General features: G+C 73.2%; 21 protein-coding genes. 7 read left to right on the top strand and 14 right to left on the bottom strand.

The features are described from left to right. Positions 1 to 22: 22 nt before the first annotated feature. The 12 genes from AB0K10_RS29650 to rimP form a co-directional block, all read right to left on the bottom strand. Positions 23 to 952, bottom strand: a complete 930-nt coding sequence (locus tag AB0K10_RS29650) for a bifunctional riboflavin kinase/FAD synthetase (RefSeq protein WP_363688939.1) — start codon at positions 950 to 952, stop codon at positions 23 to 25. Between the two features lie 78 nt (positions 953 to 1,030). After that, positions 1,031 to 1,915 carry a tRNA pseudouridine(55) synthase TruB gene (truB, locus tag AB0K10_RS29645; RefSeq protein ID WP_363688937.1) on the bottom strand — a complete coding sequence of 295 codons (885 nt, stop codon included), beginning with the start codon at positions 1,913 to 1,915 and terminating at the stop codon, positions 1,031 to 1,033. 31 nt (positions 1,916 to 1,946) lie between these two features. Next, positions 1,947 to 3,272, bottom strand: coding sequence for an MATE family efflux transporter (locus AB0K10_RS29640; protein ID WP_363688935.1), 1,326 nt, complete (start codon positions 3,270 to 3,272; stop codon positions 1,947 to 1,949). Positions 3,273 to 3,737: 465 nt separating this feature from the next. Continuing rightward, on the bottom strand, positions 3,738 to 3,947 hold the full coding sequence (locus AB0K10_RS29635) for a DUF6186 family protein (protein ID WP_363689043.1): 210 nt from the start codon (positions 3,945 to 3,947) through the stop codon (positions 3,738 to 3,740). Then, entirely contained in the window at positions 3,947 to 4,354 is a 408-nt protein-coding gene (locus AB0K10_RS29630; protein ID WP_363688933.1) for a hypothetical protein, read from the bottom strand. Before AB0K10_RS29630 ends, AB0K10_RS29635 begins: the two co-directional genes overlap by 1 nt. A gap of 111 nt (positions 4,355 to 4,465) precedes the next feature. After that, positions 4,466 to 5,524 carry a bifunctional oligoribonuclease/PAP phosphatase NrnA gene (locus tag AB0K10_RS29625; protein ID WP_363688931.1) on the bottom strand — a complete coding sequence of 353 codons (1,059 nt, stop codon included), beginning with the start codon at positions 5,522 to 5,524 and terminating at the stop codon, positions 4,466 to 4,468. Continuing rightward, the gene (rbfA, locus tag AB0K10_RS29620) at positions 5,521 to 6,021 is read right to left on the bottom strand and encodes a 30S ribosome-binding factor RbfA (RefSeq protein ID WP_363688929.1); all 501 of its coding nucleotides are present in this window, start codon (positions 6,019 to 6,021) and stop codon (positions 5,521 to 5,523) included. Before rbfA ends, AB0K10_RS29625 begins: the two co-directional genes overlap by 4 nt. A gap of 127 nt (positions 6,022 to 6,148) precedes the next feature. Next, positions 6,149 to 6,445, bottom strand: a complete 297-nt coding sequence (locus tag AB0K10_RS29615; RefSeq protein WP_363688927.1) for a DUF503 domain-containing protein — start codon at positions 6,443 to 6,445, stop codon at positions 6,149 to 6,151. Between the two features lie 90 nt (positions 6,446 to 6,535). Then, entirely contained in the window at positions 6,536 to 9,550 is a 3,015-nt protein-coding gene (gene infB / locus AB0K10_RS29610; protein WP_363688925.1) for a translation initiation factor IF-2, read from the bottom strand. Between the two features lie 93 nt (positions 9,551 to 9,643). Next, on the bottom strand, positions 9,644 to 9,976 hold the full coding sequence (locus tag AB0K10_RS29605; protein ID WP_363688923.1) for a YlxR family protein: 333 nt from the start codon (positions 9,974 to 9,976) through the stop codon (positions 9,644 to 9,646). A 16-nt stretch (positions 9,977 to 9,992) separates the two neighbouring features. Further along, positions 9,993 to 11,036 (bottom strand): transcription termination factor NusA, encoded by a 1,044-nt coding sequence (nusA, locus tag AB0K10_RS29600; protein ID WP_363688921.1) that lies wholly within the window; start codon positions 11,034 to 11,036, stop codon positions 9,993 to 9,995. Further along, positions 11,033 to 11,752, bottom strand: coding sequence for a ribosome maturation factor RimP (gene rimP, locus AB0K10_RS29595; protein WP_363688917.1), 720 nt, complete (start codon positions 11,750 to 11,752; stop codon positions 11,033 to 11,035). The genes nusA and rimP overlap by 4 nt, the downstream gene beginning before the upstream one ends. Positions 11,753 to 11,906: 154 nt before the next feature. Here rimP and AB0K10_RS29590 point away from each other — a divergent pair, with 154 nt between their 5' ends. The 6 genes from AB0K10_RS29590 (at position 11,907) to AB0K10_RS29565 (ending at position 17,633) form a co-directional block, all read left to right on the top strand. Then, complete coding sequence (locus AB0K10_RS29590) at positions 11,907 to 12,434, top strand: hypothetical protein (RefSeq protein ID WP_363689041.1); 528 nt, start codon at positions 11,907 to 11,909, stop codon at positions 12,432 to 12,434. Beyond that, entirely contained in the window at positions 12,431 to 12,868 is a 438-nt protein-coding gene (locus AB0K10_RS29585) for a ferritin-like domain-containing protein (RefSeq protein ID WP_363688915.1), read from the top strand. The genes AB0K10_RS29590 and AB0K10_RS29585 overlap by 4 nt, the downstream gene beginning before the upstream one ends. 52 nt (positions 12,869 to 12,920) lie before the next feature. Then, on the top strand, positions 12,921 to 13,523 hold the full coding sequence (locus tag AB0K10_RS29580) for a PadR family transcriptional regulator (protein WP_363688913.1): 603 nt from the start codon (positions 12,921 to 12,923) through the stop codon (positions 13,521 to 13,523). Beyond that, complete coding sequence (locus tag AB0K10_RS29575; RefSeq protein ID WP_363688911.1) at positions 13,520 to 14,254, top strand: ABC transporter ATP-binding protein; 735 nt, start codon at positions 13,520 to 13,522, stop codon at positions 14,252 to 14,254. Before AB0K10_RS29580 ends, AB0K10_RS29575 begins: the two co-directional genes overlap by 4 nt. A gap of 44 nt (positions 14,255 to 14,298) precedes the next feature. Beyond that, the gene (locus tag AB0K10_RS29570) at positions 14,299 to 17,037 is read left to right on the top strand and encodes an FtsX-like permease family protein (protein WP_363688909.1); all 2,739 of its coding nucleotides are present in this window, start codon (positions 14,299 to 14,301) and stop codon (positions 17,035 to 17,037) included. A gap of 131 nt (positions 17,038 to 17,168) precedes the next feature. Continuing rightward, positions 17,169 to 17,633, top strand: a complete 465-nt coding sequence (locus tag AB0K10_RS29565; protein WP_363688907.1) for a nitroreductase/quinone reductase family protein — start codon at positions 17,169 to 17,171, stop codon at positions 17,631 to 17,633. A gap of 49 nt (positions 17,634 to 17,682) precedes the next feature. On the opposite strand, the gene AB0K10_RS29560 is transcribed toward AB0K10_RS29565, so the two are convergent. Continuing rightward, a complete protein-coding gene (locus AB0K10_RS29560) occupies positions 17,683 to 18,396 on the bottom strand; it encodes a VIT1/CCC1 transporter family protein (RefSeq protein WP_363688905.1) in 714 nt (237 codons plus the stop codon). Beyond that, entirely contained in the window at positions 18,393 to 19,250 is an 858-nt protein-coding gene (map, locus tag AB0K10_RS29555; RefSeq protein ID WP_363688903.1) for a type I methionyl aminopeptidase, read from the bottom strand. Before map ends, AB0K10_RS29560 begins: the two co-directional genes overlap by 4 nt. A gap of 95 nt (positions 19,251 to 19,345) precedes the next feature. On the opposite strand from map, the gene AB0K10_RS29550 reads away from it, so the two are divergent. Next, positions 19,346 to 19,660, top strand: a complete 315-nt coding sequence (locus AB0K10_RS29550; protein WP_363688901.1) for an STAS domain-containing protein — start codon at positions 19,346 to 19,348, stop codon at positions 19,658 to 19,660. Positions 19,661 to 19,705: the final 45 nt, after the last annotated feature.

The following is a 19,705-nucleotide window of genomic DNA, read 5'->3' as shown; positions in this document are numbered from 1 at the left end:
GCCTGCGCGGCCCGGTGGATGATCAGCTCAGGGCGCTCCGGGTGCGTGCGACGTCCTGTTCGATCTGGGCGATCAGCGGCTCGATCGAGTCGTAGCGGACCTGGCCGCGCAGGTGCGCCACGAAGTCCAGGGCCAGCCGCTCACCGTAGAGGTCGCCGTCGAAGTCCAGCGCGTACGCCTCCACCCGCCGCTCCCGGCCGGAGAAGGTGGGGTTGGTGCCCACCGACACCGCGGACATCAGCGGCTCGGGCTGGCCACGGCGGATCAGCCGGGCGGCGTACACCCCGTCGGCGGGCACCGCCGCGTACCGGTGGCAGAGCAGGTTCGCGGTGGGGAACCCCAGCACGCGGCCACGCTGGTCACCGCGGACCACCACGCCCTCCACCCGGTGCGGGCGGCCCAGCGCGGCCGCCGCGGCGCCCACGTCGCCCGCGTCGACGCAGGAGCGGATGTACGTGGAGGAGAAGACGGTGCCGCCCCCGGCGACCAGCGGGGCGCCCTCCACCCCGAAGCCGAAGGTCTTGCCGAGCCGCTCCAGCAGCGCCACGTCGCCCGCCGCCCGGTGCCCGAAGCGGAAGTTGCCGCCGACCACCACAAGCGCCGCGTGCAGGTGCTCGACCAGGATGTCGTGCACGAACTGCTCGGGCGACAGCCGGGAGAACTCCGGGGTGAAGGGCACCACGCAGAGCACGTCCACGCCGAGCGCCTCGATCAGTTCTGCCTTGCGGGCCGGTTCGGTGAGCACGGCCGGGTGCGAACCGGGACGGACCACCTCGGCCGGGTGCGGGTCGAACGTGACCACCACCGACTGCACGCCCAACTCCCGCGCCCGGGCCACGGCGTGCCCGATGGTCGCCTGGTGCCCCTTGTGCACGCCGTCGAAGACGCCGATGGTGACGACCGAGCGCCCCCACCCACCGGGCGCCGCGTCGTACCCCCGCCACCGCTGCATGCCGTTCCTCTCCTGCTGTCCCGCCCGTCGGCGGCTCGACACCGCCGGCAGCGAAGCCGGCGGACCTGCGTCCCGCCGTCAGGCGGGGGCGAGCACGATCTCTGCACGGGCCCGCCCGTCCCGCTCGCTGACGATAGCGATCAGGCCGCCGGCCGGTCCGAAGACGGCGTACGGCCCGGCGATGCCGGCCGGGTCCAGCGGACCGCCGTGGCCGAGCACCTTCGCCTCGTCGGGTGTCGCCTCCCGGCGCGGAAAGAACCGGTCGGCCGCCGCGTCCAGCGGCAGGTTGACCACGGCCGGGGCGCGCTCCTCGAGCTCGTCGAGCGTGGCCGCCTCGGCGAGGGTGAAGCCACCCACCGCGGTGCGGCGCAGCGCGGTGAGGTGCCCACCGACCCCGAGCGCCAGGCCCGCGTCCCGGGCGATGGCCCGGATGTACGTCCCCGAGGAGCAGGTGACGTCCACGTCCACGTCCACCACGTCCGGCGCGGTGCGGCGGATCGCCAGCACCTCCAGCCGGGAGATGGTGACCCGCCGGGCCGGAAGCTCGACGCTCTCGCCGTCGCGCACCCGCTTGTACGCGCGCTGCCCGTCGATCTTGATGGCGCTGACCGCGCTCGGCACCTGGTCCACCTCGCCGCTCAACGCGCTCAACGCCGACCGGATCGCGTCGTCGGTGACCTGACCGGCCGGGGTGCTGGCGATCACGTCGCCCTCGGCGTCGTCGGTGACGGTCGCCTGGCCGAGCCGGATGGTGCCGGTGTAGCTCTTGCCCGCGCCGATCACGTAGGTCAGCAGTCGGGTGGCCCGCCCCACACCGATCACCAGCACACCGGTGGCCATCGGGTCGAGGGTGCCGCCGTGCCCGACCCGTCGGGTCTTGGCCAGTCGGCGGATCCGCGCCACCACGTCGTGCGACGTCATGCCGCCGGGCTTGTCGACCACGATCAGACCATCGGTGCTCACGTCGCCCAAGCCTGCCAGACGCGGGTGCCGGTCAGCGGACGGCCCCGACCACCGCCCAGCCGCCGTTGCGCAGCCGCAGTAGCAGCGCCACGAGGCGGATCGCCACGAAGAGGGTGAGCCCGGCCCAGATGCCGCCCAACCCCAGGTCGAGCCCGTACGCCAGCCAGATGGCCGGCAGGAAACCGCCGAGCGCCGCCACGATGGTGAGGTTGCGCAGGTAACGCACGTCGCCGGCGCCGATCAGCACGCCGTCGAGCGCGAACACCACCCCGGCCAGTGGCTGCATGGCGACGAACCACGGCCAGGCGATCATGGCCTGCTCGCGTACCTGCTCATCGGAGCTGAACCAGGACGGCACGACACCGGCGCCGGCGGCGATGAGCAGCGCGAAGGCGACACCGCAGACGCCGCCGAGCAGACCGATCCGGCGGGCCAGCGCGCGGGCGTCCGCCGCGTCGCCGGCCCCGAGCGCCGCACCGACCAGGGACTGCGCGGCGATGGCGAGGGCATCGAGCACCAGCGCCGTGAAGAACCAGAGTTGCAGGGCGATCTGGTGTGCGCCGACGGCGGCGGCGCCGAAGCGGGCCGCGACGGCCGTCGCGGAGAGGAAGCTGGCCTGGAACGCCACGCCCCGGATCAGCAGGTCCCGGCTGAGCACGAGTTGCTGGCGGATCACCCGGGGTCGGGGCCGCAGCGACACCCGTTCGGCGACCAGCGCCGCGGCGAAGAGCACCCCGCAGAGCGTCTGCGCGACGACGTTCGCCACCGCCGAGCCGACCAGGCCGAGCCCGCCGGGATAGACCAGCAGCGGGCAGAGCAGCGCGGAGAGCAGGTTGGGGCCGAGCACGAAGAACAACGGTCGGCGAGTGTCCTGCACACCGCGTAGCCAGCCGTTGCCGGCGGCAGCGAGCAGCAGGCCGGGGGCGCCGAGGGCCGCGATGCGCAGCCAGTGCGCGGCGGCGTCGGCCACGTCGCCGCCACCCCCGGCGAGGGTACGCGCGAGCGCGCCGCCGCCGAACTGCATGCCGACCGCGATCAGCAGCCCGACGCCGAGCGCGAGCCAGGACGACTGGACTCCCTCGGCCACCGCGGCTGCTCGCTCACCCGCGCCGAAGCGACGGGCCGCGCGCCCGGTGGTGCCGTACGCGACCACGGTGCCGACCCAGGCGGTGAGCGTCAGCACCGTGCCGCCGACGGCGAGCGCGGCGAGCGGCACCCGACCGAGGTGGCCGACCACCGCCGTGTCGACAAGCACGTAGAGCGGTTCGGCGGCGAGGACGACGAGGGCCGGTAGGGCGAGGCCGGCGATCCGCCGAGGCGAGGCGGATCGGTGGCTGGTGGTGGCGGTCTGGCTCATCGCCGCCGATCCTGGCACGGCGACGGTAAGGATCGCAATCCCGTCGAGGACTTACTCCACCGGTGGCGTCACCGCTGGGCGGCTCGGCTCACTGCGGGTCGGCTCACTGACGGGTGTCCATCGACGTCTGCAGCGCGCGGCGGGCCTGCTCGCGGGCGTCGTCGGTGGCGGTCTCGGGCTTGGGCTTGTTCGGCATGGTGGCGCTCCTTCCAGGGTGCGAGCCACCGGCACGCGGCGGCCCTCACGGGCGGTCGTGCTGAGCGCCCCACGGCGGTCCGGGGTTACCGGAGCAGCCGGCTGGGCAGCGTGAGCCCGGGTCGGTCCGACCCTGGAGGGAGGCAGCGCGAGGTGTGGCACCACCGCCCACGACCTGCACCACAACGTGGCGCGGGTCGCTTCCCAAGTTATCGTTCAGGTCCACATGCTGCTCCCGGTTCCCGCCATTTGGACGGTCCGGCACCCGCCTCAACGGGCCAGGAAGTGCCAGCCGAGCCACCACCAGAACCCGAACAGACCGATCCTGCCCACGGGCACCCAACCCACCTCGTAGCGCATCACGTACGCGCAGACCTCGCCCAGCGTCGGGATGCGGGAACCCTCCCGCCGGGCCAGCCACTCGACCCCGACGAACAGGACCAGCGCGGTGAGGAAACCGCCGATCGCGAGTGCCCGCATCATCGCCGTACCAACCCCCAGAACGCGGCCAGCCAGGCGAACCAGGCCGCCGACCGGGTCAGATGGTCCTCCAGCAGGGGGTCGGCCAGCCGGGAGAAGGTGGGGAAGTCATCGCCCACCGCCAGCACGAAGGTCGCACCCTCGAAGACCCCGAAGACCACCACCGGCAGCGCCCACCAGGCGGCTCCCGCGCCCAGTCGGCGCGGCGCGGGGCGTCGAGGCACCCGGTTGCTCAGACCGAGCCAGATCAACACGCCGCCGGTGCCCAGCGTGTAGAGATTCGCCTCGGTGGAGAAGGACGCGAACCGGCCACCGACGAGGGACAGGCAGAGGAGAACCGGAACGGAGACGGCGGGCCGGTCCCAGGCTCGGGGGGCCTCCACGGTGAGATCGTGCGGCTGCTCCATCCCGCAATTCTTCCCGTTCTCACCGAACGCGGGAAGACCGACACTCCCCGGAGCTGACCCTGAACTTCGCGCCGGTCGGCGCCGCAGGTACGCCGGGCGGCCCGCAGGCGGTCAGGCGTCGCCGGTGAGCAGCGCCCCGGTCAGCTCGCCACGGATGGCCTCGACGACCTGCTCGGCCGTCCCCCGACCGGTGAACCCGGCCGCGAACGTGTGGCCGCCCCCGCCCAGCGCCACGGCCACGAGGCTGACGTTCACCGCGCCCTTGCTCCGCATCGACACCGCCCACTCGTCGGAGGCGGTCTGCTTCAACACGCAGCTCACGTCCGCCTCGGCGGTGCAGCGTACCGAGTCGATAAGCGCCTCCAGCACGTACGGGCGCTGGTCGTGGCGGGCCAGGTCGTCGAGGGTGGCGAAGGTCCACACCAGCCCTCGGCCGTCGGCGGCGGCCGGCTCCAGCCGGGCACGGCCGAGCACCTCCCCGAAGAGGCGGACCGCGCCGAAGGGTCGGGTGTCGAAAACCCGCCGGGAGATGTCGCCGGGCGAGATGCCGGTGGCCAGCAGTCGGGCCGCCAGCTGGTGCACCGCCGGAGTGGTGGCCTCGAACCGGAACGAGCCGGTGTCCGTGGTCAGGGCCACGTACAGGCACTCGGCGATGGCCCGATCCAGTGGTACGCCCAGTCGCGCCAACAGCTGCTCGGCCACCACCGACGTGGCGGCGGCCCGCGGGTCGACCAGGTTGACGGTGCCGAAACCCGGGTTCGAGGCGTGGTGGTCGAGCACCAGGGCGGCAGGCGCCGTCGACAACCGACCGGCCAGCTCACCGAGGCGCGACTCGCTGGCCGCGTCGAAGCAGATCACCAGATCCGGAGCCGGGTCGGCCGCGCTCGCCGGGACCAGCAGCTCCAGGCCGGGCAGCCCGCGGAACGGGTCGGGCACCTCCGGTGGCCCCGGGAAGGTCGCCTGCAGACGGTGTAGGCCGAACTGGCGCAGGCCCAGAGCGAAGCCGAGCATGCTGCCCAGCGCGTCGCCGTCCGGGTTGACGTGACAGATCAACAGCACCCGGCTGGTCGACGGGAGTGCGCGGATCAGCGCCTCCGCCGCGGCCCAGTCCGCCTCGGCCGGACCGGCGTCGACCGCGGCGGCGAGTTGGGCACCGGCGGCGGCGGTCACCGCGCTGCCCCACCCCGGGGGTTCTCCGTGACGTCGGCGGCCACATCGGCCTCGTCGGTCTCGTCGTCGTCGGTCTCGTCCTCGTCGACGCGGTACGGCTGCGGCTCGCCCGCGTACTCCGCTCGGGCGGCGAGCCGCTGCACCTCGGCGTCGGCGTTACGGGCGGCGGCGAGCAGATCGTCGATGTGCTTGACCTGGTCCTGAACGTCGTCCAGGACGAAGGCGAGCGTCGGCGAGTGCCGCAGCCCAAGGGCCTTGCCGACAGTGCTGCGCAGCAGGCCCTTGGCGCTCTCCAGGGCCGCCGCGGTGTCCGCCTGGGCCACCGCGTCGCCGAGCACTGTGTAGAAGACCGTCGCTTCCCGCAGATCGGCGGTGATCCGAGCGTCGGTGATGGTGATCATCCCGAGCCGCGGGTCCTTGATCTGGCTCCGCACCACCGACGCGACCAGCTCACGCACCCGTTCCGCGTGCCGGCGTACCTTGGCCGGATCAGACATCTCGCCACCTCCACGGCGTCCCGCTCCCGGCCGACCCGGCGGCCCAGGGGCCGCCGGCCGACCGGCCAACATCTCGAACACTACCTGCGCGGCGGCACCGGTCGCCCGGCACCGCCGGCACCCTGGGTCAGTCGTCGTCCCCGCCGTACAGCCGGCGCCGGACCGACAACAACTCGACCTCGGGGCGCGCGGCCACCAGGTGCTCGCAGGAGTCGAGCACCTCACGGACGTGCGCCGCTTCGGCGGCCACCACGGCCACCGCCAGCTCCGCTCGACCATGCAGGTCGAGCGCACCCACCTCGGCGGCCGAAACCTCGAAGCGGCGCAGCGCCGCCACGATCGGCCGTACATATGATCTCTTGGCTTTGAGCGACCGGGAATCACCCGGCAGCAGCAGGTCGAAGACCGCGGTTCCGGTAAACATCGCCCCGGACGATACCGCCAACCCACCTCGCATGATCAAGGGGTTTACGCCAACCGGCGTAAACCCCTTGATCAGCGTGTCACCGCCGGATCAGGCGCGAGCCTTCTCCCGCATCTCGAAGGTCTCGATGACGTCGCCGACCTGGACGTTGTTGTAACCACCCAGGGTCAGACCACACTCGAAGCCCTCGCGGACCTCGGTGGCGTCGTCCTTGAACCGCTTGAGCGAGGTGATCGTGAGGTTGTCCGCCACCACCGCCCCGTCCCGCAGCAGTCGAGCCTTCGCGTTGCGTCGGATGATGCCCGACCGGACGATACAACCGGAGATGTTGCCGATCTTGGACGAGCGGAAGACGTCGCGGATCTCCGCGCTGCCCAGCTCGACCTCCTCGTACTCCGGCTTGAGCAGGCCCTTGAGCGCTGCCTCGATCTCCTCGATGGCCTGGTAGATGATCGTGTAGTACCGAATCTCCACGCCCTCGCGGTCGGCCATCTCGCGGACCTTGTTCGAGGCCCGCACGTTGAAGCCGATGATCGTGACCGGCTCCGACGACGCACTCGCGAGCATGACGTTGCTCTCGGTGATCGCGCCGACACCCCGGTCGAGGACCTTGAGCTGGACCTCCTCGGGGATGTCGAGGTTGAACAGCGCGTCCTCCAGAGCCTCCACCGAACCGGAGACATCGCCCTTGAGGATGAGGTTGAGCGAGGTCTTCTCGCCCTCCTTGAGCTGCTCCATGAGCGTCTCGAGGGTGGCCCGACCGCGGGAGTTGGCGAAGGACGCCGCCCGCCGCCGTGCCTGCCGCTGCTCGGCGATCTGCCGCACCGTGCGGTCGTCCGCCGCGGCGAGGAACGTGTCGCCCGCGCCGGGCGGCGCGGTCAGACCCAGCACCATGACCGGACGCGCCGGACCAGCCTCGGTGAGCTGGTTGCCGTTCTCGTCGAGCATGGCCCGGACCCGGCCGTGCGCCCCACCGGCGACGATCGAGTCGCCCGCCCGCAGGGTGCCCTTCTGCACCAGCACCGTCGCCACCGCACCGCGACCCTTGTCCAGGTGCGCCTCGATGGCCACACCCTGCGCCGGCCCGTCGATCGGAGCGGTCAGCTCCAGCGACGCGTCGGCGGTCAGCAGGACAGCCTCGAGCAGTTCCTCGATGCCGATGCCCGGCTTCGCGGCCACGTTGACGAACATGGTGTCGCCGCCGTACTCCTCGGCGACCAGGCCGTACTCGGTCAGCTGCTGGCGGACCTTGTCCGGGTTGGCCTCCGGCTTGTCGACCTTGTTGACCGCGACCACGATCGGCACGTCGGCCGCCTTGGCGTGGTTCAACGCCTCGATGGTCTGCGGCATCACGCCGTCGTCGGCCGCGACGACCAGGATCACGACGTCCGTCACCTGGGCACCACGAGCACGCATGGCGGTGAACGCCTCGTGACCCGGGGTGTCGATGAACGTGACCGCGCGGTCCTCGCCCTCATGCGGGACGTGCACCTGGTAGGCACCGATGTGCTGGGTGATGCCACCCGCCTCACCGGCCACGACGTTCGCCTTACGGATGGCGTCGAGCAGCTTGGTCTTACCGTGGTCGACGTGACCCATGACGGTCACGACCGGCGCACGACTGACCAGACGCTCCTCGGCCACCTCCGCGTCGAGGTCGATGTTGAACTGCGCGAGCAGCTCGCGGTCCTCGTCCTCCGGGCTGACGATCTGCACCTCGAAGCCGAGGTGCTCACCCAGCAGCTGCAGGGTGTCGTCAGAGCAGGACTGGGTCGCGGTGACCATCTCGCCCAGGTTGAACATCTCCTGGACCAGCGAACCCGGGTTGGCGTTGATCTTGTCGGCGAAGTCCGACAGCGAGGCGCCACGGGAGAGCCGGACGACCTGACCCTGACCCCGGGGAGCACCCGAGCTCATGGTCGGAGCCGACAGGTTGTCGAACTCCTGTCTGCGCTGCTTCTTGGACTTGCGGCCACGCGTCGGCCGGCCACCCGGACGCCCGAAGGCACCCGCGGCGCCACCGCCACGGCCACGACCACCGGCACCCGGACGACCGCCGCCACCGGAGGGAGCACCCGGACGGAAACCGCCACCGGGAGCACCGCCACCGCCGCCGGGACCGCCACGGTAGCCACCGCCACCACCGGCACCCGCGCCGCCACCGGGGCCGCCGCGGTAACCGCCGCCACCACCGGCGCCGCCGCCGGGACCACCACGGAAGCCGCCGCCACCGCCACCGGGACGACCTGCGCCGCCACCGGGACGACCTGCGCCACCCGGGCCGGGACGACCGGCAGCCGGACGCTGACTCGGCATGGACGCCGGGCTGGGCCGCGGCGGCATGGAGTTCGGGCTCGGCCGCGGCGGCATGCCCGCCGGGCTGTTGGGCCGGGGGCCACCCGCACCCGCGGCCGGCGGCCGCTGCTGCTGGCCACCCTGGATACCGAACGGGTTGTTACCGGCGCCGCGCGCCGGCGGACGACCGCCCGGTCGGGCACCGGGACCCGGCGCCGGCGTGCTCGGCCGAGCGGCCGGCGAACCGGGACGGGGCGGCATCGCTGCCGGACCCGGCCGAGGACCGGGGCGGTTGCCGTCGGCCGGAGGCTCCCGGCGAACGGGGTTGTCGCGCTGCTGCTGGCGGGCGGCCTGCGCGGCCTTGACCGCGGCCTCCTGCTCAGCCTTCAACGCGGCGGCACGCGCCTCCGCGGCCGCCACCTCGATGTCGTGGGCACTCGCCGGCTTGGCGACCGGGGCCGCCGACTGCGGCGCACCGGGCACCGGACCCTTGGGCTTCGGACCGGGTGCCGGCGCGGCCGGCCGCCGAGGCGGCATTGGCTTCGCCGAGACCCGGGGGGCGCCCGGGGTCGGGGTTGGTGTCGGGGTCGGCGTCGAAGCCGCCGTCGGCGCGGGCGCCGACGGGGCGGCCGGCGCCGGAGCACCGGAGGACGCGACGAATGCGTTCCGCAGCCGTCGGGCGACGGGCGCCTCGACCGTGCTGGACGCGGACTTGACGAACTCGCCCATTTCCTTCAGCTTGGCGAGAACGGTCTTACTCTCGACCCCGAGCTCTTTTGCAAGCTCGTGTACGCGGGCCTTGCCTGCCACTGCACTCCTCACTCCGAGGTCGTGCGGGCAGCACCCGCAGCGACCTCACTCGTGCACTTGAAGCCTGGTCATTTCAGGGACTTCATCGTGTGCTCATGTCGGTCGTCCTACCCTGCTAGCGACCCTCGCCCGGTCGGGCTGACCGGACGTAGTGGTTGGCGCATCGACGTGCTCTGCCAGCACACCGTGGTCGAGGACCTCGGTGATGCGCAACGCTCGCCCGAAGGCTCGGCGTCGCACCGCCAGCGCGAAGCAGGCCGGATCCGGGTGCATGTTCGCTCCCCGACCCGGCAGCCTGCGGCGTGGATCAGGCCGGAGGCTGTGACCAGCCTCGGCCGGAACCGCGATGATCCGCAGCAATTCGCTGGCCGGCGCACGTTGCCGGCAACCCACACAGGTGCGTTCCGGCGTTGCGCGTCGTACCACTGGAGGAAGTCTACCCCTAGCTGCCCGAGATCGCTCCGCCCGGCTCCCGCACAGACTCTGCCGCGCCGCGCGCGGCCGGTGCGGTCTGCTCCGCGTCGGACCGGATGTCGATCCGCCAACCGGTCAACCGGGCAGCCAGCCGGGCATTCTGCCCCTCGCGGCCGATGGCGAGCGAGAGCTGGAAATCCGGGACGGTCACCCGGGCGGCCCGACCGGCCAGGTCGACCACCTCGACGCGCAGCGCCTTGGCCGGCGACAACGCGTTGCCGACGAAGGTGCCCGGGTCGTCCGACCAGTCGATGATGTCGATCTTTTCACCGTGCAGTTCGCTCATCACTGCCCGTACCCGCTGACCCATCGGGCCGATGCAGGCGCCCTTGGCGTTCACGCCGGGAGTGGTGGAGCGGACGGCGATCTTCGTACGGTGACCTGCCTCACGGGCGATCGCGCCGATCTCCACCGTGCCGTCGGCGATCTCCGGGACCTCCAGCGCGAACAGCTTCTTGACCAGCGCCGGATGCGACCGGGACAGGGTGATCTGCGGCCCGCGCATGCCCTTGGCCACGTGCACCACCACGCAGCGGATCCGCTCGCCGTGCGCGTACCGCTCGCCGGGCACCTGCTCGGACTGCGGCAGCACGCCCTCCAGCTTGCCGAGGTCGACGCTGACGATGCCCTTCTCGGTACGGGTCTCGTGCGCCTGCACCACGCCGGTGACCAGGTCACCCTCCCGGCCCACGTACTCGCCGAAGTGCACCTCGTCGGTGGCCTCCCGCAGACGCTGGAGGATCACCTGCTTGGCGGTCATGGCGGCGATCCGGCCGAAGTCGTGCGGCGTGTCGTCCCACTCGCGCACCAGGGAACCGTCGTCGTCCATCTCCTGCGCGTACACCAGGGCCGCGCCGGACTTGCGGTCGATCTCCACCCGGGCGTGCGGCTCGGCGCCGTCGGTGTGCCGGTAGGCGGTCAGCAACGCGGTCTCGATCGCCGCGAGAATCGTGTCGAACGGGATCTCCCGCTCGCGCTCGAGTGCGCGCAGCGCCGCGAGGTCGATGTTCACCTCTCCTCGTCCTCCACATCATCTTCGTCGTCGATGTCGTCTGAATCGTCGTGCTCGTCGCTGTCGTCCGCGTCGTCGAACTCGTCCGGCTCACCCAGCTCGGCGAGGCGGGTGAACTCGACCTGCACCCGGCCCGGGCCCAGCTGGTCGTACGTCCACAGGGTCTGACCGTCGTCGGTCTCCAGCCGGACGCCCTCGTCGTCGGCCCCGACCACCCGGCCGGTCAGCTGGCGGTCCCCGGAGGGCTGCTCGCCGCGCTGGCCCGGCAGCGCGGCCGCGCCCCGGGCGGTGACCTTGACCATCCGGCCCACGTTGCGCCGCCAGTGCCGGGGCAGGGTGAGCGGCCGGTCCACACCCGGTGAGCTGACTTCGAGCTGGTATTCCCCGGCGAGAATGTCGCCGTCGGTCTCCTCGGCGGCGTCCAGGGCGTTGGAGACCGCGCGGGAGACGTCGGCGACGGCGTCCAGGTCGATCCCGCCGTCGCGGTCCACGATCACCCGCACCACGTGCCGGCGGCCGGCACGGGAGACCGACAGGTCCTCCAGGTCGTAGCCCACGCCGTTGACCACCGGCTCGATCACGCCCCGTAGGCGGGTACGCCGTGCCGCGAGATCACCACCGCCGCCACGCGGACCGGCGCCGTCGCGCGGAGCGCGGGAACTCGCGCCGTCGCGGGGTCGACCCGTCGACCTGGTGGCACGGCCACGCTGCGTCATCTGCGCACCCTTTCCCTGGTCGACCGGGACGATCGTCCCGCCATGCCGGCACGCCACCGGAGCGGACGCGCCGGTGGCTGCGCAGAGCGTAACGCGCCTGCCCGTCGGCGGACCGGGCGGCGCACCGACGGCGGTGGCCCCCGGACCGGCGCGGATGGTGTTCACTTGCCCGGTGGGGATCGGCAGAACGACACCGCGTGACCAAGTATCCGGGCATAACCGGCGAAAGCTCCTCCGCACCGGAGCGCTGCTGGCGCTCGGCGGTGCGGCGGCGCCGCTGACCGGCTGTGATCTTTTCGACCGCGACGTCGAGCCGGCACCACCGCCGGACCCGCTGCGCCCGATGCTCGACGAGGCGCTGGGCCTGGCAGCCGCGTACCGGACGAACGCCACCGCCCACCCGGAGCTGGCCGAACGCCTCGGGCCCATCGCCGAGACACACACCGCGCACGCCACCGAACTCGCCCGGGTCATCGGCGTCGCTCTCCCGTCCGCACCCGCCGCCGACCCGAGCGCCACCGCGGCGACCGAGCCGGCCGGCGCGCTGGCCGCCCTGCGCGCGCGGGAAAAAACCGCACAGCGGTCCGCCACCGCCGCCTGCGCCGCCGCGCCCGCCGAGCGGGCGGCGCTGCTCGGGTCGATCGCCGCCGCGCGGGCCACCCATCAGGAGGCACTCAAGTGAGGCAGCCGACCGCCGGGGAGGCGCTCGCCGCCGTCCTCTCCGCCGAGTACGCGGCCATCTACGCCTACGGGCGCATCGGCGTCCGACTCACCGGGGCGGCGCGCGAATCCGCACACCAGGCGGAGGCCGCGCACCGACGTCGGCGCGACGCGTTGGTGGTGCAGCTCAGCACCACGGGAGGCACCGTTCCGCCGGGCCGGGCCGGGTACGCGCTGCCGTTTCCCGTCACCGACCGGGCGAGCGCGTTGCGGCTGGCCGTCGAGGTGGAGGAGCGCACCGCGGCGCACTGGCGGGCCGCGCTGGCATCCACCACCGGCCCCGATCGCGACCAGGCGCTGGCCGCCCTTGTCGAGTACGCCGTGCGGGCCACCCGGTGGCGCAAGACCGCCGGGGTGACACCGCCGACTGTCGCATTTCCCGGCCGCCCGAGCTGAACCGCTCCGCAGCGGTTGCGGAGCGCATACCAGGTATGCATACTCCGTTGCCATGTCCATCCGTCACGGGCTGCTCGCCCTCCTCGAACGCGGCCAGATGTACGGCTACCAGCTGCGCGCCGCATTCGAGGAGTCGACCGGCTCGACCTGGCCGCTGAACATCGGGCAGGTCTACACCACGCTGTCCCGTCTGGAACGGGACGGTCTGGTGCGCCCGCTGCCGGAGAGCGAGGCCGGGCAGCGCCCGTACGAGATCACCGACGCCGGCCGGGCGGACCTCGCGCTGTGGTTCGCCACCCCGATCAGCCGAGCCGACCGGCCCCGCGACGAGCTGGCGATCAAACTGGCCCTGGCGCTCACCACCCCCGGCGTGGACGTCCGCTCGGTGGTGCAGGCGCAGCGCAGCGCGACCATGCGTACGTTGCAGGAGTTGACCCGGTTGAAGTACGGCAGCGATCGCCCGGAGGACCTGCCGTGGCGGCTGGTGCTGGACTCGATGGTGTTCCAGGCCGAGGCCGAGGTGCGGTGGCTCGACCACTGCGAGAGCAGTCTGGTCCGGCATCAGCCCAACGGGCCGATGCCGACCCCGCCCCGGCCGCCCACCGGTGGGGCCTCCGACGTCGCGCGGTGGGCCGATGAGGAGGCGCGACGGTGAGCGGACCGGACGACGCGGTGCTGGAGCTGCGCGCCGTCCACCGCACCCACGGGGCCGGTCCGGCGGTGGTGCACGCGCTGCGCGGTGTCAGCCTGGTCGTCCGGCCTGGCGAGCTGGTCGCCGTGATGGGCCCGTCCGGCTCGGGCAAGTCGACCCTGCTGGCCCTCGCCGGCGGGCTGGACCGCCCCACCCGCGGTGACGTCCGGGTCGAGGGCCAACCGCTCGGGGCGTTGGATCGCCGCGGGCTTGCCCAACTGCGCCGCCGCCGCATCGGTTACATCTTCCAGCAGCTCAACCTGCTGGGCAGCCTGAGCGCGGTGGAGAACGTGGCGCTCCCGCTGGAGCTCGACGGTGTCGGTGGCCGGCGGGCCCGTGCGGCGGCACTGGCCGCGCTGACCGAGGTGGGTCTGCCGGCGCTGGGCGACCGCTTCCCGGACCAGCTCTCCGGTGGTCAGCAGCAGCGGGTGGCGATCGCCCGCGCGCTTGTCGGCGAGCGGCGGCTGGTGCTCGCCGACGAACCCACCGGTGCGCTGGACTCGCAGACCGGCGAGGCCGTGCTGCACCTGCTGCGCCGGCGGGTCGACGCGGGGGCCGCCGGCATTCTCGTCACCCACGAGGCGCGGTACGCGGGCTGGGCCGACCGGGTGGTGTTCCTTCGCGACGGAGTGCTGGTCGACACGACGGCTCCGCTGGGCAGCGTCGAGCAGCTGCTGTCCGGAAGCGACCGTTGACCCTCCTTCGGACGTTGCGGGCACGCGGACGCCAGGGCGCCCCGGTGGAGCGTCCGAATGCGCCGCCCACCCCGCCCGGCCGGCGCCGGTTCGCCGAACTGGCCGGTTCCTGGCGGGCGGCGCTGCGAATCGCCCGACGGGAGTCGCGCCGGGCGCCGAGGCGTACGGCGCTGGTGCTCGCGATGATCGCCCTGCCGGTGCTGGTGCTGGCCTTCCTGGCCGCGAGCTACGACATGGCCGAGCTGACCCCGCAGGAGCGTGTCGACCGCCGCCTCGGCGTCGCCGACGCGGAGCTGCGGTGGATCGCCGAGACCCCGATCGTCCAGGACGAGTGGGGCGACAGCTGGTATTCCCGGGACGGCAGCCAGTCGGTGGCCGGCCGGCCGGCCACCGCCGACGAGGTGAGCACCCTGCTCGGCCCCGGCAGCCGGGCGACCGAGATCCGCGCCGCAAGCCCGGTGACGCTGCGGGGGCCGGGAGGAGACGAGACCCTCCAGGGGCGGGCTCTCGACCTCAGCGACCCGCTGGCCCGGAGCCTGGTGCGGTTCCGGTCGGGGCGGGCGCCGCGGCAACCCGGCGAGGTCGCGGTGAGCCCGGCAGCGCTGCGCCGCCTGGACGTACGCCTGGGCGAGGCCGTGGCCACCGCAGACGGGACGAGGGCGTACACGGTGGTCGGGGTGGTCGAGTTCCCCGACGACCTCGGCCCGGTGGTGGCACTGCACCCGGCGGCCGTCGGGCGGGCCGATCCGCAGGCGGACAGCCGCTGGCTGGTCGACGTGCCCGGCGTCGTCGACGCGGCGATGATGTCGCGGCTCAACGACCACGGGGTGCTGGTCGCGCCCCGCCAGCTGCCCGCGTCAGCGCCGTCCCCGACCCGACTCGGCCACGCCGACACCAGCGACCTGAGCACCGGGGTGCTGATCGCCGGCCTCGGGTTGCTGGAGGTCGTGCTGCTCGTCGGGCCGGCGTTCGCGGTGGGGGTCCACCGTCGACGCCGGGACCTGGCGCTTGTCGCGGTGGCCGGCGGGGACCCCGCCCAACTGCGTCGGGTCGTGCTCGCCGACGGTGTCGTGCTGGGCGTGCTGGGGGCCGCCGTCGGCCTGCTGGTCGGTGTCGGCGCGGCGTTCGCCGGTCGTCCACTCGTGGAGCAGTACGTCTTCGGCGCGCGCTTCGGCGGGTACCGCTGCTGGCCCTTGGCCCTGGTCGTGCTCGGCGGGGTCGCGGTGCTGGCCGGGGTGCTGGCCGCGCTGGCGCCGGCCTGGACGGCCGCCCGCCAGGACGTCCTCGCCGGGCTCGCCGGGCGACGGACCCCGCCCCCGCCCCGGGCCCGCGCCCTCACCCTCGGGTTGACGCTTGTGGTCGGTGGGGCGGCGATCGCGGCGTTCGGAGCCACCCGGACGTCGCCGGCGGTGATCCTGACCGGCCTGATCCTCGGTGAGCTGGGCCTGGTCTCTTGCACGCCCACGTTGATCGGCGCGCTCGCCCGGCTCGGCCGGATCCTGCCGCTGGCGCCCCGGATCGCGCTGCGCGACGCCAGCCGCAACCGGGCCGCCGCGGCGCCCGCCATCTGCGCCGTCATGGCGGCGGTGGCCAGCAGCGTCGCGCTCGGCGGATTCGTGGCCAGCGACGGGGCCCGCGACGCCCGCTCCTACCGGCCGGGGCTGCCTCCCGGCCACGTCCTGGTCGCCCCGGACCGGTCGACCCGGCAGCCCGGCCCCAGGCTGGCCCAGGTCGACGCCGCCGCGCGGGCACACCTCGGTGCCACCGCCGTCGCCCCGGTACGGACGGTCGACTGCGCGTCGGCCGTGGGGCCGAGCGGCTACTGCTACGTGGCGCCCGAGTTGCCGCCCGACCGGGTCTGCCCCTGGCAGCCCGGCGACGACCTGTCGGCGGCGCAGCGCCGGCAGGCCCGGGCCGATCCGCGCTGCCAGGGCCGCGACGTGGACTACTACGGGAACTACGTGGAGGCGCTTGTGGACGACGGCAGCGCGCTGCCGCTGCTCACCGGCGCGGACCCGACCGTCACGGCCGATGCCGCGACGGTGCTGCGCTCCGGGGGCGTGGTGGTCACCGACCCGCGCTACCTGCACGACGGCCACGTGACTGTGCAGGTGTACGAGGCGGTGGGCGGGTCCGACGAGCCGACCACCAGCACGATCGAACTGCCCGGGTACGCGCTGCCTGCGGCGGTCGGCTCGCCGCGCCTGCTGCTGTCCCCGTCCGCCACTCGACGTCTCGCCCTGAAACCTGTCGAGATCGGTTGGGTGGTCGCCACCCCGGCCCCGCCCGGCCTGCGCCAGCAGGAGCGGTTCACCGCCGACCTGCGGGCCTTCGGCACGTTCTCCCTCAACGTGGCCCAGGGCACCGCCCCGCGCGACGACTCACCGCTGTTGCTGCTGCTCGCCGCGGCGGCCGGCGTGATCACGGTGGGCGCGGCCGGGATCGCCACGGCGCTCGCCGCCGCCGAGGGCCGCGCCGAACTGTCCACCCTCGCGGCGGTCGGCGCGGCCCCTGCCGTACGCCGACTGCTGGCGATCTGTCAGGCCGGGGTGATCGCCGGTCTCGGTTCGGTGCTCGGCATCGTGGCCGGGCTCGGTACCGCGGCGATCGTGCTGTTCTCGGCCAACCGGGAGTACGCCACGGCCTGGCCGGTGCAGGAGCCCTTTCCGTACCTGGTGCCGTGGCCGGCGCTCGGCGTCCTGGTGCTGGTGCCGGTGGTGGCGATGCTCGGCGCGGGCCTGTTCACGCGGGCCCGGCTGCCGATCGAACGTCGCCTGGACTAGGGCACCTGTTTCACAAGGGCGGTCGAGCCGCCGCACACCGCGCCGCTGAGCGGCCACCGATCGTCGCGCGATCACGAGTCGACGCCGCCCGGGGGTGCCGCCGGGGCACGACGGCCGGCAGACTGATCGGCGTGTCAGCGATCGCAACCCTCACCCGTCGGCTCGGCCACCACCGCTGGTTCGGAGCCGCCGCCCGCCTGCTGGTCCCCGCCGACCGGATCGTCGGCCGGCTCACCCGGGGCCGGGTGGTCGCGCTCGGTGTGCTCCCGTCCCTCGTGATCACCACGACCGGCCGCCGCTCCGGCAAGCCGCGCAGCAATCCCCTGCTCTACGTGCCCGACGGCGACGCGTACGTCGTGATCGGTTCCAACTGGGGGCAGACCCACCAGCCCGGTTGGGCGATGAACCTCCTCGCCGACCCGGCCGCCGAGGTGGACGTGAAGGGTCGCCGGTTCCCGGTGCGCGCCGAACCGGCCACCGGCGCCGAACGGGACCGGCTGTGGGAGCTTCTCGTGGCCGCGTGGCCGGCGTACCGCACGTACGTCGAGCGGGCCGGCGGCCGGGAGATTCGCATCTTCCGGCTGGTGCCGGCCTGAAGCGGACAGCCGGCCGACCCTCGGCCGGGCGGCTGGGCCGACGCCGGCGTCACAGCCCGCCCTGCACTCCGATCAGCGAACCGATCAGATAGGTGGCGCCGGCCGCGGCCGCGCCCAACAGAAGCTGGCGCAGACCGCTGGTCCACCAGGGGCGGTTGGTGAACCGGGCCACCACGGCGCCGGCGGCGAACAGGCCGAGCCCGCCGACGGCGAGCGCCAGCCAGAGCGCGGTGGCGCCCAGCAGGTACGGCAGCAGCGGAAACAACGCGCCCAGCGAGAAGAACAGGAACGAGGAGATCGCCGCCGCCCAGGGGCTCGGCTGGTCGTCGGGGTCGACGCCCAACTCCTCGCGGACGTGCACCCGCAGCGCCTCCTCCGGGTCCCGCCGTACGGCCTCGGCGACCTGGGTGGCGAGGTCGCGGGGCAGGCCGCGGGCCACCCAGGCGTCGGCCAACTCGCGGGCCTCCGCCTCGGGGTGCCGTTCCAGCTCGCGCCGCTCCTTGGCCACCTCGGCGGCGACCTGCTCGTTGGCCGAGCGCACGCTCGTGTACTCGCCGAGCCCCATCGAGATCGCACCGGCCACCAGGCCGGCGGACCCGGTCAGCACGATGCTGCGCGGTGACACGCCACCGCCGCCGACACCGGCGATGAGGGCGATGTTGGTGACCAGCCCGTCCATCGCGCCGAAGACGGCCGGGCGCAGCCAGCCGCCGGAGACGTCCGCGTGGTGTGCCTCACGCAGAGCCGCGGGAGTGTCGGTCACGGGAGGGTCAGGATCTCGTGGCCGTCGTCGGTGACGACGATCGTGTGCTCGAACTGGGCGGTCCACTTGCGGTCCTTGGTGACCACCGTCCACCCGTCGTCCCACATGTCGTACTGGTAGGTGCCGAGGGTGATCATCGGCTCGATGGTGAACGTCATCCCCGGCTCCATGATGTCGGTGGGCCGGGGGCTGTCGTAGTGCGGCACGTAGAGGCCGCTGTGGAAGGTCTCGCCGATGCCGTGGCCGGTGAAGTCGCGGACCACGCCGTAGCCGAACCGCTTGGCGTACGACTCGATGACCCTGCCCACGACGTTGATCTGGCGGCCCGGGGCGACCGCGCGGATGCCGCGCATCATCGCCTCGTGGGTGCGTTCGACGAGCAGCCGGGCCTCCTCGCTGACCTCGCCGACGCAGAAGGTGGCGTCGGTGTCACCGTGCACACCGCCGATGTACGCGGTCACGTCGACGTTGATGATGTCGCCGTCGGTCAGGACCGTGGAGTCCGGGATGCCGTGGCAGATGACCTCGTTGACGCTCGTGCAGCAGGACTTGGGGTAGCCCCGGTAGCCGAGCGTCGACGGGTACGCGTCGTGGTCACACAGGAACTCGTGCACCAACCGGTCGATCTCGTCGGTGGTCACGCCGGGCTTGCAGTGCTCACCGGCGAGCTGGGTCGCCTGAGCGGCGAGCCGGCTGGCGATCCGCATCTTCTCGATGGTCTCCGGTGTCTGCACGTGCGAGCCGCGCCACTGCTGCGGGCTCTTCTTACCCACGTACTCCGGGCGGGGAATGTGGGCGGGCACCTGTCGCGTCGGGGAGAGCGTGCCTGGGGTCAGCGGCGGGCGGACGGTCATGCCGCAAGCCTATCGCCGGAGGCGGTGGTGACTCGTGCCACGGCCGGTCGGGGCCGGTTGTTGCCCTGCCAGGTCGGCTGTGCCATGGTGTCAGCGTGGATCAAGGGGGAGCACCACCTGTCTTCTCCGCCAGCGCGGAGATCGACGGCGAGCACCTCCACGTGGTGGTGACCGGCGAGGTCGACATGGCGACCGCCGACACGATGCTGCAGACCGCCCTGCGCGAGCCCGCCCGTCAGATCACGCTCGACCTGCGGGCGGTGACCTTCTTCGACTCGGCGGCCATTCACGCTCTGGTCCGGCTCGCCCAGGGGTTCTCCGGCACGCTCACCGTGCTGCCGTCCCGACAGGTCCGTCGGGTGCTGGAGATCTCCGGCCTGGGCGACCAGAGCTGGCTCGACCCGGTCTGAGACGGCCGGCCGCCGACACCTCTGCCGATTGCGGCTCGGCGCGGG

The organism is Micromonospora sp. NPDC049274 (assembly GCF_040678875.1).
GTDB lineage: Bacteria > Actinomycetota > Actinomycetes > Mycobacteriales > Micromonosporaceae > Micromonospora.
This window is presented reverse-complemented; position numbering and strand designations above follow the sequence as displayed.

Excerpts from the sequence above, each read along its gene's own strand:
- AB0K10_RS29650 (WP_363688939.1), bottom strand. The coding sequence starts at position 952 with ATGCAGCGGTGGCGGGGGTACGACGCGGCGCCCGGTGGGTGGGGGCGC.
- AB0K10_RS29640 (WP_363688935.1), bottom strand. The coding sequence starts at position 3,272 with ATGAGCCAGACCGCCACCACCAGCCACCGATCCGCCTCGCCTCGGCGG.
- AB0K10_RS29635 (WP_363689043.1), bottom strand. The coding sequence starts at position 3,947 with ATGCGGGCACTCGCGATCGGCGGTTTCCTCACCGCGCTGGTCCTGTTC.
- AB0K10_RS29630 (WP_363688933.1), bottom strand. The coding sequence starts at position 4,354 with ATGGAGCAGCCGCACGATCTCACCGTGGAGGCCCCCCGAGCCTGGGAC.
- rbfA (WP_363688929.1), bottom strand. The coding sequence starts at position 6,021 with ATGTCTGATCCGGCCAAGGTACGCCGGCACGCGGAACGGGTGCGTGAG.
- AB0K10_RS29615 (WP_363688927.1), bottom strand. The coding sequence starts at position 6,445 with ATGTTTACCGGAACCGCGGTCTTCGACCTGCTGCTGCCGGGTGATTCC.
- rimP (WP_363688917.1), bottom strand. The coding sequence starts at position 11,752 with ATGACGCAGCGTGGCCGTGCCACCAGGTCGACGGGTCGACCCCGCGAC.
- AB0K10_RS29590 (WP_363689041.1), top strand. The coding sequence starts at position 11,907 with ATGGTGTTCACTTGCCCGGTGGGGATCGGCAGAACGACACCGCGTGAC.
- AB0K10_RS29580 (WP_363688913.1), top strand. The coding sequence starts at position 12,921 with ATGTCCATCCGTCACGGGCTGCTCGCCCTCCTCGAACGCGGCCAGATG.
- map (WP_363688903.1), bottom strand. The coding sequence starts at position 19,250 with ATGACCGTCCGCCCGCCGCTGACCCCAGGCACGCTCTCCCCGACGCGA.